Consider the following 18,371-nt stretch of genomic DNA (forward strand, 5'->3'; position numbering starts at 1 on the left):
CCTCAGGGCAGCAGGCTCTTGACATCGATGGGCTTGGCTTCGTTTTCGGCATCCCCTTTCGGCTTGCCGTCGATGGCCATCCCGCTCATGCGATAGAAGTTGTAGTCCGGGTATTTGCCGGGCCCGCTGATCAGCAGATCCTCCTTCTCGTACACCAGATCCTGGCGGCGATACTCACCCATCTCGAAATCCGGTGTCAGCTGGATGGCGGTGGTGGGGCAAGCCTCTTCACACAGGCCGCAGAAGATGCAGCGAGAGAAGTTGATGCGAAAGAACTCCGGATACCAGCGACCATCTTCCCGCTCGGATTTTTGCAGCGAGATGCAGCCGACCGGGCAGGCAACTGCGCAGAGGTTGCAGGCCACGCAGCGCTCGTCCCCGTCGGGGTCGCGGGTCAGCACGATGCGACCGCGGTAGCGGGGGGCCGCATAGACTGCCTGCTCCGGATAGTTGAGGGTTTCACGGGGCCGCCAGGCATGGGAGAAGACCATGGCCAGACTGCGTAACTGGGTGCCGACACCCTGAATAATGCTAACAATTTTCATATTGAGTGCCTCACTGCGTACTTATCAGTACAACTGCCGCGGTGACCAGCATATTGATCAGGGTCAGCGGCAAGCAGACTTTCCAGCCAAACGACATCACCTGGTCAAAGCGCGGGCGAGGCAGGGAGGCCCGCAGCAGGATGAAGAACACCATGAAACAGGCGGTCTTCAGGGCAAACCAGATGAAGGGGGGCAGCCAAGGGCCGTGCCAGCCACCGAAGAAGAGGGTCACGATGAGCGAGGAGATCAGCACGATGCCGATATATTCGCCCACGAAGAAGAGACCCCACTTCATCCCCGCATACTCGATGTGATAGCCATCGGCGAGCTCCTGCTCGGCCTCCGGCTGGTCAAACGGGTGACGGTGGGTGACGGCGACACCGGCAAACAGGAAGGTGACAAAGCCCAGGATCTGGGGCACCACGTTCCACAAGTCTGCCTGTGCCTCGACGATATCCCGCAGGTTGAAACTGCCGGTCTGGATCACAATCCCCATCAGCGACAAGCCCAGAAACACCTCGTAGGAGAGGGTCTGGGCCGAGGCGCGCAAGCTGCCGAGCAATGAGTATTTGTTGTTGCTCGACCAGCCGGCGAACAGCACCGCATAGACCGCCAGCCCCGCGATGGCCAGGATGTAGAGCAGCCCCACATTGAGATCCGCCACGCCCCAGGTGGGGGTGATGGGCACCACCGCAAACGCCAGAATAAAGGCAGTGAAGGCGATGATTGGGGCCAGGATAAAGATCCGCCGATCAGCGAACGGCGGGATCCAGTCCTCCTTGAAGAACATCTTGATCATGTCGGCGGCCAGCTGGAGCAGACCAAACGGCCCCACCCGGTTGGGGCCGTAGCGATCCTGCCACAGGGCCAGCAGACGGCGCTCGATGAAGCTCATGAAGGCGCCAGCCCCCACGATCCCCACCAGCACGATCAGTGCCTTGCCCACCTCCAGCAACAGATCGATCAGCGACTCGCTCATGCGATCACCTCCTGCAGGTTAGTGATTGGGGCTTGTTGCAGGGCCGTCGGCAGGCCGTTCACCCCAAGGGGGAGCCCCACCAGACCGGCGCTCAGCTGCTCGCTAAGCCGCAGACGCAGTTGCCAGTGGCTACCGCCCCAGGAGAAGGAGACCTGACTGCCCCCGTGGAGGGCCAGACGCTGCGCATCAAGGGGATTGAGCACCAGCTCGGGTTCGTTCATGCGGGCCTGAATGACCGGGCTGCGAGCGGAGAGCTCCTCGCCGCCAAACAGCTGGGCATAATTGACCACTTGCAGCGCCTCTGCGGCCTTGAAGGGGGCGGGGATGGTGGTGAACCAGCCGAGCAGCTCCTTGCCTTCTGCCTTCGGGTCTGTTGCTTCCAGCAGACGGCGACCCGGATCGCCAGCACGCAGTTTGCCACCCACTTCATCCTGGAACTTGTTCCAGGCGGAGGGAGAGTTCCAGCCCGGCGCCCAGGCGAACGGTACTTGCGGCAGCGGCTGACGGGCTCCTGCATACCCTTCCATGGAGAAGTTGAAGGGGGAGTCGGGATCTTGCGCTACCCGCGGCTCGCTGACGTTCTGATCCGCCAGCATGGAGGTGCGACCGCTGTAACGATGTGGCTCACGGGCCAGTCGCATGCCACGGATCCGCAAGCCTGCGTTGGGCGCCGCTTCCAGCATGGTAGTCAGCAGCGGATTGCTGGTGGCACAGTCATGGTTGACCTGGTCGAAGTTCTGCCAGCGCAGCGGCTTGCGTTCGATCGCCCCTTGCAGCGCCGCCAGCCAGCGCCACCCTTCACGCACCTGAATATCGGCGTTGTAAAAGGCGGGTGCATAGACCTGGAAGAAGCGCTGGGCGCGCCCTTCCATGTTCACCAGCGTGCCATCGGCTTCGGCAAAACTGGCCGCTGGCAGCACCAGATCTGCCTTGTTGGCGGTCGGGGTCGCCTGATGGTCGATGACCAGCAGGTGCTGCAGCCGTGCCAGCGCAGCATCCACCCGGTTGCGCGGCGCGCGGCGGTAGAGATCGTTCTCCAGGGTGACCAGTGCCAACCCCTCTTCGGACTCGATACGCGCAAGGGCGGCTTCGAGCGACTTGTCTGACAAGGTTTGAGCGCCCAGCATGGCCAGACCCAGCGAGTTGGCCTCCTGGCCAACCAGCGCGATGCTGGCTTCCAGGCCTCGGCCTTTCAGGGCACGGGCAATGTTGCTGGCCGCCTCAAGCAGCGCCACATCGCGGGCAGTGGAGCCAGCAATGATGAGCGGCTTCCTGGCGTTGCCGAGCAGCTCGGCCCAGCGAGTCGCTTGTGCTTGCTGCTCGGGGCAGAGGTCGGCCACGGCCGGTGCACTCGGGTCGAGCAGGTTGGCGATGGCAAAGCCAAGGCGCGCCTGATCGGCATAGGGGGCGTGCAGCTTGTCGGCCGCCACATCGTCCAGACGGGTGGTGTCGAGACTGGTGATGAGCAGGGGGTAGCGCTCGTTCTGACCCAGGGTCTGAACGGCGGCGACTTGCCACAGATCCACCTTCATCTTGCGGGCCAGCTCGCGAGCCTTGCCCTTGACGGCTTGGCGCAGCGCCAACGCGATACGGGCTGCGCTCATGGTGACATCTTCGCCGAGCAGCAGAATGGCATCAGCCTCTTCCATGTCCCGCAGGCTCGGAGTCGGCACGCCGCCCTGTTGCAGGATCTGCAGCATCTTCAGCTGACAGGCCCACTCGGCCTGCTCGACGCCTGCGTAGAAGTTGGCTTCACCCACCAGCTCGCGCAGGGCAAAGTTGCTCTCCAGCGAGGCGCGGGGCGAGCCGATGCCGATGAGGCCACGGGCCGTGCGCAGGGCATCGGCGGCTCGGTTGAGGGCGCCATCGACTGTGATGGTCAGCTGGTCGTTGCCATCTTTGAGCAGCGGTTGGCGCGGGCGGTCCGCCAGATTGACGTAGCCATAGCCAAAGCGGCCACGGTCACAAAGGAAGTAGTGGTTGACGCTGCCATGGAAGCGGTTTTCGATGCGGCGCAGCTCGCCATAACGCTCGCCCGGACTGATGTTGCAGCCCACGGAGCATTGCTGGCAGATGCTGGGGGCAAATTGCATGTCCCACTTGCGGTTGTAACGTTCGGAGTGGGTCTTGTCGGTGAAGACGCCGGTGGGGCAGACCTCCACCAGGTTGCCGGAAAATTCACTCTCCAGGGTGCCATCCTCGACCCGCCCGAAATAGACGTTGTCGTGGGCACCATAGACCCCGAGATCCTCGCCACCGGCATAATCCTTGTAGTAACGGACGCAGCGGTAGCAGGCGATGCAGCGGTTCATCTCGTGACCGATGAAGGGGCCCAGCTCCTGATTCTGGTGGGTGCGTTTGGTGAAACGGTAGCGACGGCTGTTGTGGCCGGTCATCACCGTCATGTCCTGCAGGTGGCAGGCGCCGCCCTCTTCACACACCGGGCAGTCGTGGGGGTGGTTGGTCATCAGCCACTCCACCACGCTCTTGCGAAATTCTTTAGCCTCTTCATCCTCGATGGCGATGTAGCTGCCATCGGTGGCAGGGGTCATGCAGGACATGACCAGACGGCCGCGCTTGTCATCGGCATTCTGATACTGTTTGACCGCACACTGGCGGCAGGCTCCCACGCTACCCAGCGCCGGATGCCAGCAGAAATAGGGGACGTCCAGACCCAGCGACAGACAGGCTTGCAGCAGGTTATCTGCTCCGTCTACCTCGTACTCTTTGCCGTCTACATAAATGGTTGCCATACAACTTCCCTGAAACCTGTTTTGTGAAATCTGTGGTGTCGTTACCAGCGCTCGCCCAGCAGATTGGGCTGGATCCCTTTGACCGGCTTGCGGTTATCACCGCTGCCTTTGATCCCGGCCTCGAATTCGGAGCGGAAATATTTGATGGCGCTGGCCAGCGGCTCGACGGCGCCCGGTGCGTGGGCGCAGAAGGTCTTGCCCGGGCCAAGGAAACCGCAGAGTTGTTCCAGAGTCGCCAGATCGCCGGATTGCCCTTCGCCACGTTCCAGTGCCCGCAGCAGCTTGACGCTCCAGGGCAGGCCATCGCGACAGGGCGTGCACCAGCCACACGACTCGCGGGCGAAGAACTCCTCCATGTTGCGCAGCAGACTCACCATGCTGATGGAGTCATCCACCGCCATGGCGAGGCCAGTCCCCATCCGGGTACCTACCTTGCCGATACCGGCGGTATACATCTGGGCATCGAGGTGCTCCGGCAGCAGGAAGCCGGTGCCCGCGCCGCCCGGTTGCCAGGCTTTCAGGCGATAGCCGCTCTTCATGCCGCCGGCGTAATTTTCAAACAGCTCGCGGGCGGTGATGCCAAAAGGCAGCTCCCAGACGCCCGGGTTGTTCACCTTGCCAGAGAAGCCCATCAGCTTGGTGCCGTGATCTTCCGAGCCCGGCAGCGCCAGCCCGTGATACCAGGCGACTCCGTTGCCGATAATGGCAGGCACGTTGCAGAGGGTTTCGACGTTGTTGACGCAGGTGGGTTTGCCCCAGACGCCGGAAACGGCGGGGAAGGGGGGCTTGGCGCGCGGGTTGGCGCGGCGCCCTTCCAGCGAGTTGATAAGGGCCGTCTCTTCGCCACAGATGTAGCGGCCGGCGCCGGTGTGGACGAACAGCTCGAAGTCAAAACCGGACCCCAGAATGTTCTTGCCCAGCAGACCGGCGGCCTTGGCCTCTTCCACCGCACGGCGCAGGTGGATGGCAGCATCGACATACTCGCCGCGCAGGAATATGTAGCCGCGATAGGCCTTGAGCGCCCGGGCACTGATAATCATCCCCTCGATCAGCAGATGGGGCAGTTGCTCCATTAGCAGGCGATCTTTCCAGGTGTTGGGCTCCATCTCGTCGGCGTTGCAGAGCAGGTAACGGATGTTCATGCTCTCGTCTTTGGGCATCAGCCCCCACTTCACGCCAGTGGGGAAGCCCGCACCGCCGCGCCCCTTGAGACCGGCATCCTTGACGGTACTGACAATCTCGTCCGGGCTCATCTGGCCGAGCGCCTTGCGGGCGGCGTCATACCCCTGTTTGGCCTGATACTCCTCCAGCCACACCGGCTGGCCGTCATCCCGCAGCCGCCAGGTGAGCGGGTGGGTCTCGGCGGCGCGTGCCGTGCGGTTGGCGGTGCCAAGAGAGGCGAGGATCTTGTTCTGCGGCAGGCTCATGGGTAAGCCTCCAGCGTTTTCAGCAAGGTCACCGGATCGAGGCCGCCATAGGTGTCGTCATCGATCATGATCGCTGGCCCCTTGTCGCAGTTGCCAAGACAGCAGACCGGCAGCAGGGTGAAGCGGCCATCCGGGGTGGTTTGACCGGGGCCGAGGTTCATCACCTCCTTGAGACCGGCCATCAGCTCTTCATGGCCATTGATGTAGCAGACCATGCTGTCGCAGACGCGGATGATGTGGCGCCCCACCGGCTGGCGGAAGATCTGGCTATAGAAGGTGGCGACCCCCTCCACGTCGCTGGCGGGAATGCCGAGCTCGGCCGCGATGGCGTGAATGGCGCCGTCGGGTACCCAGCCTCTGGCCTGCTGCACGATCTTGAGCGCTTCGATGCTGGCGGCGCGGGGATCTTCGTAGTGGTGTTTCTCGTGTTCGATGGCATCGCGTTCAGCCTGGCTCAGAACGAAGTCGTCCTGTTTGCTGCTGCATGCCCCTTGCCCCTGTGGGGTCTGATTATTGTGACACTGACATTGCTGGCTCATGACTTGACCTTTGGTGGCTTGTCCTTTTACTGCTCGTTCGGTGATCCAAATTCCCGGCCATGGCCGGGAGGGCGGATCACTTAACGGTCCACATCCGACATAACGAAATCGATACTGCCCAGATAGACGATGAGGTCCGACACCATGCTGCCCTTGATCACCGAGGGGATCTGCTGCAGGTGAGCAAAGCTCGGGGTGCGGATCCGGGTCCGATAGCTCATGGTGGAGCCGTCACTGGTCAGGTAGTAACTGTTGACCCCCTTGGTCGCCTCAATCATCTGGAACGACTCGGCAGCGGGCATCACCGGGCCCCACGACACTTGCAGGAAGTGGTTGATCAGGGTCTCGATGTGCTGCAGGGTGCGCTCTTTGGGCGGCGGTGTGGTGAGGGGGTGATCCGCCTTGAAGGGGCCCTCCGGCATGTTCTTCATACACTGCTCGATGATCGACATGCTCTGGCGGATCTCCTCGATCCGCACGGTGGCTCTGTCGTAGGCATCGCCATTGCTGCCGACTGGCACTTCAAAGTCGAACTGATCGTAACCGGAGTAGGGGCGCCACTTGCGCACGTCGAAGTTGAGGCCGGTGGCGCGTAATCCGGCCCCTGTGGTGCCCCAGGACAACGCCTGCTCGGTGGTGTAGGCAGAGACGCCTATGGTGCGACCGCGCAGAATGCTGTTGCGCATCGCCGCTTTTTCGTAATCCATCAAGCGCTTGGGCAACCAGCTCAACAGGTTGTCCTGCACCAGCCGCTGCCATCCCTTCGGCAAGTCGTGGGCCACACCGCCGATACGAAACCAGGCCGGGTGCATACGGGCACCGGTGATCGCTTCGATGATGGTGTAGATCTTCTGCCGGTCGGTGAAGGTGAAGAAGACCGGGGTCATGGCCCCTACGTCCTGGATATAGGTCCCGAGGAACAAGAGGTGGCTCTGGATGCGGAACAGCTCCGCCATCATCACCCGGATCATGTCGACCCGCTGCGGCACCTTGATGCCGGCCAGCTTCTCGACCGCCAGCACATAGGGGAGGTTGTTCATCACCCCGCCCAGATACTCGACCCGGTCGGTATAGGGGATGTAGCTGTGCCAGGACTGGCGCTCGCCCATCTTCTCGGCACCACGATGGTGGTAGCCGATGTCGGGCACGCAGTTGCGGATCTCCTCGCCATCGAGCTGCAACACCAAGCGGAAGGCACCGTGGGCAGAGGGATGGTTGGGGCCGAGGTTCAAGAACATGTAGTCCTCATTCTCGTTGCCGCGGGCCAGCCCCCACTCTTCCGGTTTGAACAGCAGGTTCTCCTGCTCCATGTCCTGTTTGGCGGCATCGAGCATGAAGGGATCGAATTCGGTGGCGCGCGCCGGGTAATCCTTGCGCAGCGGGTGACCCTGCCAGCTCTTGGGCATCATGATCCGGGTCAGATGGGGGTGGCCATCGAAGGTGATGCCCATCAGATCCCACACTTCCCGCTCGTACCAGTTGGCATTTGGGAAGTGGTTGGTGATGGTGGGCAGATGCAGGTCACTCTCGGCCAGCGCAACTTTCAACATCACATCGGCGTTACGGTCGATGGAGATGAGGTGATAGAAGACGGTGAAGTCGCTTTGCGGCAGACCGTCGCGATGGCTGCGCAGCCGCTCATCGGTGGCGCTGAGATCAAACAGCATCACAAACGGGGAGGGCACCTTGCGCAAGAAGCCCATCACATCCTGAAGCAGTTCGCGGGGAAGCCAGACCACCGGCACGCCGGTGCGCGTGGTCTGCACGGTGAAGTGCTCGGCACCGAAGTGGGCAAACAGTTCGCCAATGACTTTGGCATCCTTGTGGTCGCTGGGCTGCCACTGGGCCATGGCGTAATTGCTGGGAAAATCACGAGTCAGTTTCATGGTCAGATCTCATCCGGCGTGCGCAGGTTGGTCACATTGATCCGTTCGCCGCGTTTGCGCTCTTTTTCGGCCTGCATCTGGGGACGGTAGATCCCCTGATCGCCCACTACCCAGGAGAGGGGGCGGCGCTCTTTGCCGATGGAGTCCTGCAGCAGCATCAGGGCTTGCAAAAAGGCTTCGGGACGGGGCGGGCAACCCGGAATGTAGACGTCGACCGGCAGGAACTTGTCCACCCCCTGCACCACGGAATAGATGTCATACATGCCGCCTGAGTTGGCACAGGCCCCCATGGAGATCACCCACTTGGGTTCGAGCAGCTGTTCATACAGGCGTTGGATCACCGGCGCCATCTTGATGAAGGGGGTCCCTGCAATCACCATGAAGTCGGCCTGACGGGGCGAGGCACGGATAACTTCGGCGCCGAAGCGGGCCACATCGTGGGGGGAGGTGAAGGCGGTACACATCTCCACATAGCAGCAGGAGATGCCGAAGTTGTAAGGCCAGAGGGAGTTTTTGCGGCCCCAGTTGACAGTGTCTTGCAGCACCTCCTCGAGGCGGCCCATCATGATGCCGCGCGTCGCTTCTTGCGCCAGTGGGTCATCGACGGTCTGGCGCTGCTCCTGGGGGTAGCGCTCAACGGGTGCATCCGGGTCAATCCGGGTCAGGGTGTACTTCATGGTGCAACCTCAAGGAAAGGGTCTGTGGTTCAATCACTGTTTTTGTTGTTCAGCTGCGGTTTGCGCGGTGACCAGTCCAGTGCGCCGATGCGCCAGAGGTAGATCAGGCCGATAAGCAGCAGTCCGATGAAAATGGTGGCTTCAATAAAGCCGACCCAGCCACTCTCCCGCACGGAGACAGACCAGGCAAACAGGTAGAGCGCCTCGACGTCGAAGATGACGAAGAACATGGCGACCAGATAGAACTTGGCGGAAAAACGCAGGCGGGCACTGCCGACCGAGTCGACACCAGATTCAAATGGCTTGTTCTTGGTGCGACCGTAGGCGCGACCTCCCAGCAGGGCGGCGAGGCCTATCATCACCAGACAGATGGTGATGGCACCGATGACATAAATGGCAAAAGCCCAATGTTGAGCAGAAATATCAGCAAACATAGAGGTTTTTCCTAACCAAATTAATCAAGCGACTTAACAATAATGTTACGCATTATGACACTTTCGCACTGATTTACATGTCATTTTTACGGGTTAATTATTAATCGGTTAACCGGTAATTAAATTTTGTTAAGAAGCGCACTTTTTTGTTGGTTATGGCGGGCGAGAAAGGCCTGGAAAGCGCAGAGTGCTGCTCCTCGTCATCACCTGAAAGGGGTAAATGCCGCGGGCGAAGCCGGATCAGGTCGGTATCGCGGGCAGGGGGCACTGGCGGGAGAAGAGCGTGATGGCGAGTGAGGTAGGGGGGCGGCAAGAGCAATAAAAGGAGAGGCTTTCAAGCCTCTCCTGTCATCGCGTTCCGGTTTCGAGCGTGGGGCGGTCAGGGTTTATTGGCGACCAGCAAGACCTGATCCGGGTAGGCGCCAATGGAGCGAAGACCGATATCTCCCGAGGTGATATCCAGATACGCCCGCTGACCATTGGCGGAGGTTACCGTGCTGCTCATCAGATAGACATAGCCCTCATTGACCTCTTTACCGCCCCCCGCCATGGCGCGCGGGAAAATGGCTTCATTGAGAGAGGGCTTGTAGCAGGCATGCTCGACCAGGGTCGCCAGCTCCTTGATGTCGGGCAGGCGCCACTGGCTGATACCGCCGAAGTGATAGAGAGCATGGCTGCTGTCACTGCGGATCCGCTCCGCCACTTGCAGCCCCTGCTGCCAGTAGTAAACGGTCGGTTCACCCAGGCAACTGCTGCCACTCCATGTCTGCCCCAGTTTGCAGCGCATCCAGGTGAGGCCGGTGTGTTGATCCGTGACGGTGCCGTTGCCATGGTCAAGAAAACGGGCAGAGGGGGCGGTGCGATCCATGGTGTCATCACAAATGGCAGCACCGTGGGCCAGGGGGGCCAGCAGTGCCAGCATGGCGAACGAAAAGCGATAAAGGCTCATGATATTCCTCGGATTATTGGGGAGTGGCGACCAGTCGTACCTGCATCAGCTCGATATAGGTATCTTGCTGCACCAGCGCGGGATAGGTGGTGCCCGCATCTTCTCCCAGGAGCAGGACTGTGCGTTTGCTGATGGGGCCACCGGAGAAGCGCTGGGCTGTGTTGCTGGTGGCGCTCCAGTAGTAGCCATGGTAGGTGTCATCTTCCGAGGGGGCGATATCCGGGAAGTAACGGGTATCCACGATGATGCGTTGACCCAGCGGGTCCTTGGCCAGGCTGCCGTAGTGCATCAGTGACATCAGTTCACCCATGGTGGGCAGCCGCCACTGGCTGATGCCGCAGCGCTGCTCGCCATTGAGCCACTGCTGATACGCGCGGGTGGTCAGCATGGTGGTCAGCGCCTGTGCCCGGGCGAGGGCCGACAGATCTCCTTCGGCGGTGAGCTGTTCGATCCGGTTATGAATATGCTGGTAGGCCGCTTGCTGCTCGCCTGCGGTCGCCTTGAACTGCTCATCCTCATAGGCAAAGGGTCTGCTTTTCCAGGCCGGACTCAAGGGATCGTCCGATTTGACCTCCCACACCAGACCGGTATTGAGATCCTTGACGCACTGCCAGCTCGGCGCGTTGTCGGGGAGCACCTGACCGCGATCATCGAGTTTGCGATAGGCAAGCTGGGGACGAGTGCGATTCCAGCTGGCATCTTGTCCCGGATAGTCGGCGGGTTCCTGTTCCAGCAGCGGATCGTTGCCATCGCTGAAGGTGGTGACGCCGGTGACGGTCAGCAGGTTGCGTGGCTGCTGCTGTACCAGCAGGGTTAGTAGCTCGCTTTGGGTCTCTTCGGCAAACTGGCCGTTACGTTGCCACTCCTGAGCCAATTGCTCCAGCATCAGGCTGATGGCGCGATAGCTGGTGGTGAGCAACTGGGTCTCCTTGGCGGTGGCAAGGCGTGTGCGGGCCTGTTGCTGCAAGCTGATCGCCACCTGCTGTAGCGCCTGATCAAACTGGCCTAGACCTGCGAGGGCCGCGCGATCGCCGCCCGGTTGCAGTGGCGCGAGATCGGCCAGCAGCTGCGTCAGTGCGCGATCGGCGGCCACCCCTTCGGCAATGCGGCTCTGCCACAGGGTGCTGAGCAGGGTCGGTTGTAGCCGTTGTGGATCCCCTTTGGCGGCCGGATGTGCCAGCAGCAGGCCTCCGCTCCTCGGTACGAACAGCAGGGGCGAGTTGACGATGTTGGCCGAACGGCTGACCAGGGCCACAACTCCTTCGCCGCTGACGGCAGGGTCGGCAGGATCACATTGCCAGTTCTGATCCAGATCGGCGCACAGGGTACCGGCAGTCGGCAGGGCGACATCGACCCGGTAGTCCGGGATCGCCAGTGGTGCGTTATCTTCCCCGCCGCCACAGGCGCTGAGCAGGGCTGAGAGGGTTGCAATAACCAGTACGGATGATTTCACTTCACATTCCTTGATTCGGTCACAGGTTCACGGGGGCGGTAACCCCCGTGGTGCAGGATTCAACGGCGCGGGGGGCTCCGGTGCCAGAGGCGGGGCCAGAGGGCCAGCAACAGCAGCAGGGGGGAAGTCGTGCCGCCACCCCCTTCATCCTGCTCAAGGGGAATGATGCCGGTGTTGGGCAGGGCTTCATCCTTGTCGCAGCGGGCGCCGACTTGCTGGGCTACCCGCCAGTTGCGCAACTGACCGGTGTCACCGGCGCTGGTGTCGTTGATCTCCAGCAGCCAGCGGCCAGCGAGCGGTTCGCCGTGCAGCTTGTCCAGCGATTCGAACGGTACCAGTTCACGGGGGAACTCCCCCTTGAGCCGGGTATGGCTGGCGTAACCCTTGTTCCACAGGCTGATCCGGGTGCCGTAAGGGGAGGTGAGCCAGATCTCCAGCTGCTCCAGCTTGCTGTGCTCCAGATCGAGGGCAACCACGAATCCGCTGTCGATGCGGGCCTTGCTCTCGGGCAGGGTGAGAGTGAAGCGGGACAGGCCGTGCCGTTCATCGCTCACCGCATCCTTGATCTGGCCACCCTGGCCGATGGCCCGCTGCCAGAGCGGTTCACCGATCGGCAGTTGCAGGTCAAGGCGGGTCTGGCGCTCGGTGGGGCTGGGCAGGGTGAGCTGGAACTGCAGCGGCAAGGTGACTGCCTCGCCACAGGTCAGGTTGCTCGCCGCTTCCAGCGGCAGGGTCCAGCGGGCGGTGCCATCGGCGTTGAGCTCTCCTTGCCAGTGACCATCACCCATGAGCCCCTTGGTCGGGAGCAGGCTGGCGTCAGCCACGGTCAGGGGGCGGCCGCTCTGGTTGGTCAATTCGATGGCGAGGCTCTTTTTCTCCCCGGGCAGCAGGTAGCTGTCATCGGCAAGGCGGGCCGCGATGGGCGTGGGCAGCAGGGCGTGGTGGCGGAAGGCCTGCTCCAGCAGCTTGCCATAGCTGCGGTCCGGATAGAGGCGGTTGGCGGTATCCACGGTGACCCGCGCCAGCTGGGGCATCCGCACCTGCGGGCCGAGGCCGAAGTGGGATTCAATCAGCAGGGTATCGAACTCGTCACGGGCTACCTGGCCATACTGTTCAACGGCCTGGCGCAGCGCGGTGAAGAGCGGGGTGCCCCACAGCTGGTCGCCGTTGCTGCCGTTGATGGTGAGGTGAGCCGGATAGAGGAAGCCCGGATGATAGCGCGCCCGCAGATCATCGAGCTGACGGGGCGTCCGGCCGCTGATCCTGGCATCCCAGTTGAAGACCATGAAAGGTTCGAACTGGCGGGCTTCGGGACTGCGCTGGCGCCAGCTGGCGGCCAGATAGTCGCTAAAGCCCTCGCCGATGGCGCCCCAGTCACCCTCGTCTCCCATGTCGGGCAGGATATGGTGTTGCACCGCATGGCCAAACTCGTGCCAGATCACCATGGGATCTTCCGCATCGGGCACTCCGATCCGGCCAATCTCCAACCGGCGCAAGAAGGGATCATAGAGGGAGTTGTCCTGCTCCCCGGCATCGGTATCGATGGCCAGGGGGCCGCCCATCAGTGTTGGGTAGCCCAGGGATTCCACATGGCGCTGGGCCAGATCCAGATGGTAGTAGCCATTGATATCGAGGAAGGCGGGCTGCTGGTGATCCAGCTGAAAGCCATCGGCATCAGGGCTGCTAAAGGGGGCAGTTTCCGGCGCCGTGCCATCCACGACCCGGGCGCGTGGGCCATTTAGCTGGTAGGTGTCATCCACCTTTTGTACCGTGAGCGGGACGGTGCGATAGGCCCGGTTGTCCAGCACCAGATCGTGGCGCCACAGCAGGTTGCCATCTTGCAGTTGGGTGCGTGGGTCGAGGGCAAAGATGCGGGCCTGCACCGTAGCCGCTTCCCCTGCCTGCGGGACCGCTTCGGCACGGGTGTTGGCCTCTTGCAGCGTGCGCCCCAGCAGGGCGTTGCCATCGCAGGTGACAAACAGTTGCCAGTGGCTGCTCTTGCTGTTGCCCGGCTGGCTTTCCACCGCCAGCAGACGCCAGGCCGCAGTCAGTGTGTCGCCATCCTGCCAGTACCAGGGCTGGGCTTCGTCACTGCCAGCGAATTGCCACACCGTACTATCCAGCGTGGCGGTATAGGCATCCACCCCGGCGCGGCTTGCTTCATCACATGGAGCCGCCTGTGCCTGCATCAGCCGGGTATTGTGATAAAGGCGCCACGGGCGACCCTGCTCATCGAGACTGACGGCGGCCATCAGGCCGGCGATCGGTGCGCCATTGAGCTGCTGGCGATAATGCAGATAGTGGCCCAGCTTGCCTTGGCGCTGATAGGCCGGGGCATCACTCAGGGTGACGCCGAGCTGCTGTTCGAGCCAGAGGCGGGTATCGGCCGGGGCGTCCTGTTCGACAAAACGTAGTTCGGCGGCCTGAGTGGAAAAGCCAGCCAGCCCCAGCAAGAGGGCGGGCAACAGGGGTTTCATAGTGGTACTCCCAATCAGCGGCAGGGTCATTGATTGATCCCCGCCAGATGCAACAAGAAGGCAAATTCACGAGCCCGATCGCCACCACCGGCGCGGTGGCCTCCCTCCAGTTCGGTCAGCAGCAGGTAGGGGCCGGAGCCCGTGCTGTGCTCCCGCAGGCGGGCCAGCCACTTGACCGGCTCCCAGTAGGGCACCTGGCTGTCGTGCAGGGCGGTAGTGACCAGCAGGGGCGGGTAGGGGGCGCGGTGCAGGTTGTCGTAGGGGCTGATGCGGCGCATCGCCTGATACTCTGCGGGCTTGGCCGGATTGCCCCACTCCTGGTACTCCTGACGGGTCAAGGGGAGGGCAGGATCGCTCATGGTGCCGAGCATATCGACGAAGGGAACCTGCAACACGGCGCCGCTAAAGAGTGTCGGTTGCTGGTTGAGGGCCGCAGCAACCAGCGTGCCCCCCGCGCTGCCCCCCATGGCAAACAGGGGCAGGGGAGCGGCGTCGGGCGACCAGTGGCGCAGGGCGTGACCGGCTGTGATAAAATCGCTGATGCCGTTCTGCTTGTGGATGCCCCGTCCGTCGCGGGTCCACTGCTCCCCCAGCATGCCGCCGCCGCGCACATGGGCGATGGCGTAGACAAAGCCCCGATCCAGCAGGCTTAACAGCTCTTTCTGGTAGTAGGGGCGCATCGGCGTGCCATAGGCGCCATAGCCGTAGAGCATTACAGCGCGAGGGGCCAGATCTTTGCGCCACACCAGCGAGACAGGCACCCGGGTGCCATCGGCAGAGGTGATCCAGCGCCGCTCGCTCTGATAGGGCAATGCTTTATTGCCTGCGGTGTGCTGGTCGTTGATCCACTGGCCGCTGTTTAAATCCAGCCAGCGCTGGCCGGGGGGCTGGCTCAAGCCCTGACTGCGCACCAGAATGCGGTCGCTGGCCGGGTCATGTTCTCCTTGCAGCCAGCCGGTACCGGCGCCACTGGCCAGCGGCAGGCGCTGGCGTTCATGGCCGTTGCGATCGAGCAGGGCGAGCCAATCCTCCCCCTGCTGGCGAAACTGCACCACCAGATGGCGATCAAACAGTCGCCACTTCTCGGGATCGCCGAGATCCTCCCCTTTGGCGGGCCACAGGCGCTGCCACTCACCGAGCGGCGTGTTGGCTGAGTAGAGGGCAAATGCCCCCTCCCGGTTGCTCTTGATCACCCAGCCAGACTGGCTGTCCAGATAGTATTCCACCCCGCGCTGGCGGGGTTTGATCTGCTGCGGCTTGTCCGAGTCGAGCAGGTACTGCTCCGAGCTGTCGTGGTTGTTGCCCTGCAACACCAGATGCTGGCCATCCGTGGTGCGATAGAGGCTGAGCAGCCAGGCGGGATCCTGCTCCTCATAGAGAGTCTGCTCCTGGCCATCCTGCCAGCCGCGCAGCTGCCAGGGGCGCAGGGTGTAGCGCTCGTTGGCGATGGTGTAGAGGGTGCGACCATCTTGTGACCAGGCGAGATCGGCGCTGCGCTGCGCCAAACTGGCCAGCACCTTGCCGCTCTGGAGATCGAGCAGGGTGACCTGATAGTCGAGATCGCCGCGCCTGTCTTCGGCGATGGCCAGTGTGAGGTTATCCGGGCTCAGGGCCCAGCCGCCCGCTTCGTAATAGCCCTCACCCGTTCTGGCGGGAAGCCGCTGCTGCACCTTGCCCCCGTGGCGTTGCCAGAGTGAGCCATCCGGGCGCAGCTGCCATGCCTGATCGCCGCGGACAAGCCAGTTCTCTGGCACAGATTCCCCCGCCGGATGACGGGCAAACTCGGCGCGCAAGGTTGCTTCCAGCGGCTGCTGCGCGGCGAGCTGCTGCTCGCTCCAGCGATTTTGCTGCTTGAGCAGGGCAAGAATGGCCGGGTTGCTGCGGCTCTCGTCCCGCAACCAGAAGTAGGGATCCTGGCGTACGGGATTGCCTGAAATCAGGTGCGATTGGGACGGGATCGGCGGTGGCAGGGCCTCTTGCGCCCACGCCAACGGGGCGGCCAACAGGGCCGCCATGATTGCATGATGCTTCATCACATCCCCACGAAACGGTAGCTAAGGCTGGCTGACAGGTAGCGGCCGCTCTGGCTGTAGAGGGAGGTATCGCTGCCAGCCGGAAGTCCGGCCACATCCTGATAGCGGACATAGCGGGTATCGAGCAGGTTGCCGATGGTGGCATTGACCTTGAGCGCCTCGGTGATCTGCCAGTCGCCGGTGAGGTCCAGGCTGAACCAGCCTGCACTGCTCTGGCAGGCACCGTTGTAGCCAGTCTGCGCATTGGCGCACTGGGGCACCTTGGTCATGGCGGCGGCATAGTTGCCACTGAGCTCAACCCCCCAGTCGAGCTGTTGCCAGCGCAGTGTGGTGTTGCCTTCCAGCGGTGTCTGGGTGCGCAGCGGCTCACCGCGGTGATCCTTGCCATCCATCCAGGCCAGATTGGTCGAAAGCTCCCACTCGTCGCTCAGCCAGAGGCTGGCGGCCAGCTCGGCGCCCCAGGTTTCTGCTTTGGCAACGTTGCGATATTGGCGCAGGAAGACACCATCATCGAGGCGAAAACCGGTCTGGCGCCAGTCGATGAAGTTGTAGTAGCGGTTGTAGAAAACGGCCGGTTTGACGCTCCAGTTGTCGCTTTGCCCATTCACTCCCCACTCCAGGCTGTGGCTGGTCTCCTCCTTGAGGTTGGGGTTGGCGATGATCTCGAATGGCGGCATGGCAAAGTAGTGGGGAATGTTGCCGTAAACCTGATCGTAAGCGGGGGCGCGGAAGCCGTTGGCATAGCTGAGCCAGCTGCGCCATGTCTCGTTGAAGCGGTAACTGGCCGCCACACTGGGGGAGATGTGGTCGCTGTGGTTCTCGGCCAGATTACTGTCCGGTGCGCGCAGGCGCTGGCGGTCAAAGCGCAGGGTCGGGGTAAACTGCCAGTTGCCCAGATCGATCACATCGCTCAGCCAGATGCCATCGCGGCGGGTCTCGGCCTTGCTGAAGGGGGCTTTCTGTCCCTGGGTGGTGATGCCATCTTCCAGGGTCAGATTGCTGACCGGCCGCTCGTGGTTGGCCTGCTCCATCTCCACACCGTAGCTGAAGGTGTGATCCAGCGAGCCGGTGCTCAGCTTGCTCTGCAGCTCCAGCTCGCTGCCAAGGCGCAGCTCCTCGAACGTGGAGAGGGTGCGCTGGCTGCGATATCTGGGATAACCGCTCAGGGCATCGTTGCGCAGCAACTGGCGCTGGTTGGCTTCGTTGCGGGACTGATTGCCAAACAGGCTCCAGTTGAGGGTATCGACCATGCCCAGATCGCTGGCTTCCCAGCTGAACTTGCCGCCCTGGGTGCGCTGATCGCCATCTTCCTGAAAACCGACCACGTCCCAGCTGCCATCGGGTTGGGGCACCGCTTTGGGTCCCATCTGGCGTTTGGCGTGATCCTCGTAGTAGTCCAGCTCCAGCCGCAGAGCGTGATGGGCATTGAGGGGGAGGCGGCTGCTGGTGGAGGCACTCATGCCATCCAGATCCGCCGGAATGCGGTTCTCTTCAAAGTTGGCGGTTTCGTTGCTACGCCAGCCGGAGAGGCGCAACAGATGTTCGCTCTCCAGTGCCCGCACCGCGCCGGTCATGCTGAGCTTCTTGTTGCTGCTGTCGCCACCGTAGAGGGTCTTGGCCGCCAGATAGCTATCTTGCTGTTGCAGATAATCTTCCGGCTGCTTGGTATTCATCACCACGGTACCGCCGATGGCATCGGAGCCATGCAGGGAGGAGCCGGCCCCCTTGGCCACCTCAATCTGTTTGATGTCATCGAGATCGAAGTTGAAGCGACCCACCTTGTCATTGATGTTGTCGGCGCCAAAGCCGTCGCTGACGCGCACCCCATCCTTGATCAGCAGGATACGGTTGCCACCGATGCCGCGCACGCTGATGTTTTGCGGTCGCCCGGCAGAGCCGGTGACCGAGACACCGGGGATCTTGCGAAACACATGAGTCAGCTCGCTGGCGACCTGACGGTCCAGCTCTTCCTGGGTGATGACGGTGATGGAGCCGGAGACATCGGAGAGTTTCTGTTGTACCCGTTGCCCGGTGACAATGATGGTGTCGTCGCTGCGCGCCTTCTCCACAGGGGGAAGATCGGCCGCGCCAGCGGAGGCACACAGGAGTGCCGGCCATGCCTGAAGCAGTTTGTTCATAATGATAATTGTTTTTATTTAAGCCTGAAGGGCAGCATTATTGCAGAGGCCTGACCACTTGACAATAAATGGCAATCATTA

General features: G+C 62.2%; 13 protein-coding genes. All 13 read right to left on the reverse strand.

Features of this window, described 5'->3' with window-relative positions; translation table 11 throughout:
- Positions 1-2: 2 nt before the first annotated feature.
- Complete coding sequence (nuoI, locus tag I6L49_RS03305) at positions 3-545, reverse strand: NADH-quinone oxidoreductase subunit NuoI (RefSeq protein ID WP_005337245.1); 543 nt, start codon at positions 543-545, stop codon at positions 3-5.
- A gap of 10 nt (positions 546-555) precedes the next feature.
- Entirely contained in the window at positions 556-1,524 is a 969-nt protein-coding gene (gene nuoH / locus I6L49_RS03310; RefSeq protein WP_005337244.1) for an NADH-quinone oxidoreductase subunit NuoH, read from the reverse strand.
- Positions 1,521-4,277 carry an NADH-quinone oxidoreductase subunit NuoG gene (nuoG, locus tag I6L49_RS03315; RefSeq protein ID WP_216950597.1) on the reverse strand — a complete coding sequence of 919 codons (2,757 nt, stop codon included), beginning with the start codon at positions 4,275-4,277 and terminating at the stop codon, positions 1,521-1,523. The genes nuoH and nuoG overlap by 4 nt, the downstream gene beginning before the upstream one ends.
- A 41-nt stretch (positions 4,278-4,318) precedes the next feature.
- Positions 4,319-5,704 (reverse strand): NADH-quinone oxidoreductase subunit NuoF, encoded by a 1,386-nt coding sequence (gene nuoF / locus I6L49_RS03320; RefSeq protein WP_199416046.1) that lies wholly within the window; start codon positions 5,702-5,704, stop codon positions 4,319-4,321.
- Positions 5,701-6,243 (reverse strand): NADH-quinone oxidoreductase subunit NuoE, encoded by a 543-nt coding sequence (gene nuoE, locus I6L49_RS03325; RefSeq protein WP_005344912.1) that lies wholly within the window; start codon positions 6,241-6,243, stop codon positions 5,701-5,703. Before nuoE ends, nuoF begins: the two co-directional genes overlap by 4 nt.
- 80 nt (positions 6,244-6,323) lie before the next feature.
- The gene (nuoC, locus tag I6L49_RS03330) at positions 6,324-8,129 is read right to left on the reverse strand and encodes an NADH-quinone oxidoreductase subunit C/D (RefSeq protein ID WP_040067274.1); all 1,806 of its coding nucleotides are present in this window, start codon (positions 8,127-8,129) and stop codon (positions 6,324-6,326) included.
- Positions 8,130-8,131: 2 nt separating this feature from the next.
- On the reverse strand, positions 8,132-8,806 hold the full coding sequence (locus I6L49_RS03335; protein WP_005344917.1) for an NADH-quinone oxidoreductase subunit B family protein: 675 nt from the start codon (positions 8,804-8,806) through the stop codon (positions 8,132-8,134).
- A 29-nt stretch (positions 8,807-8,835) separates the two neighbouring features.
- Positions 8,836-9,240, reverse strand: coding sequence for an NADH-quinone oxidoreductase subunit A (locus tag I6L49_RS03340; protein WP_005344919.1), 405 nt, complete (start codon positions 9,238-9,240; stop codon positions 8,836-8,838).
- Between the two features lie 379 nt (positions 9,241-9,619).
- Complete coding sequence (locus I6L49_RS03345; RefSeq protein ID WP_005351118.1) at positions 9,620-10,189, reverse strand: DUF1566 domain-containing protein; 570 nt, start codon at positions 10,187-10,189, stop codon at positions 9,620-9,622.
- A 13-nt stretch (positions 10,190-10,202) separates the two neighbouring features.
- Positions 10,203-11,642, reverse strand: coding sequence for a DUF1566 domain-containing protein (locus I6L49_RS03350; protein WP_216950598.1), 1,440 nt, complete (start codon positions 11,640-11,642; stop codon positions 10,203-10,205).
- A gap of 59 nt (positions 11,643-11,701) precedes the next feature.
- Positions 11,702-14,149, reverse strand: coding sequence for a proprotein convertase P-domain-containing protein (locus tag I6L49_RS03355; protein ID WP_216950599.1), 2,448 nt, complete (start codon positions 14,147-14,149; stop codon positions 11,702-11,704).
- Complete coding sequence (locus I6L49_RS03360) at positions 14,146-16,152, reverse strand: prolyl oligopeptidase family serine peptidase (RefSeq protein WP_216950600.1); 2,007 nt, start codon at positions 16,150-16,152, stop codon at positions 14,146-14,148. Before I6L49_RS03360 ends, I6L49_RS03355 begins: the two co-directional genes overlap by 4 nt.
- Positions 16,152-18,290 carry a TonB-dependent hemoglobin/transferrin/lactoferrin family receptor gene (locus I6L49_RS03365; protein ID WP_216950601.1) on the reverse strand — a complete coding sequence of 713 codons (2,139 nt, stop codon included), beginning with the start codon at positions 18,288-18,290 and terminating at the stop codon, positions 16,152-16,154. The genes I6L49_RS03360 and I6L49_RS03365 overlap by 1 nt, the downstream gene beginning before the upstream one ends.
- Positions 18,291-18,371: the final 81 nt, after the last annotated feature.

This window comes from Aeromonas sp. FDAARGOS 1419 (genome assembly GCF_019047045.1).
GTDB lineage: Bacteria > Pseudomonadota > Gammaproteobacteria > Enterobacterales > Aeromonadaceae > Aeromonas > Aeromonas veronii.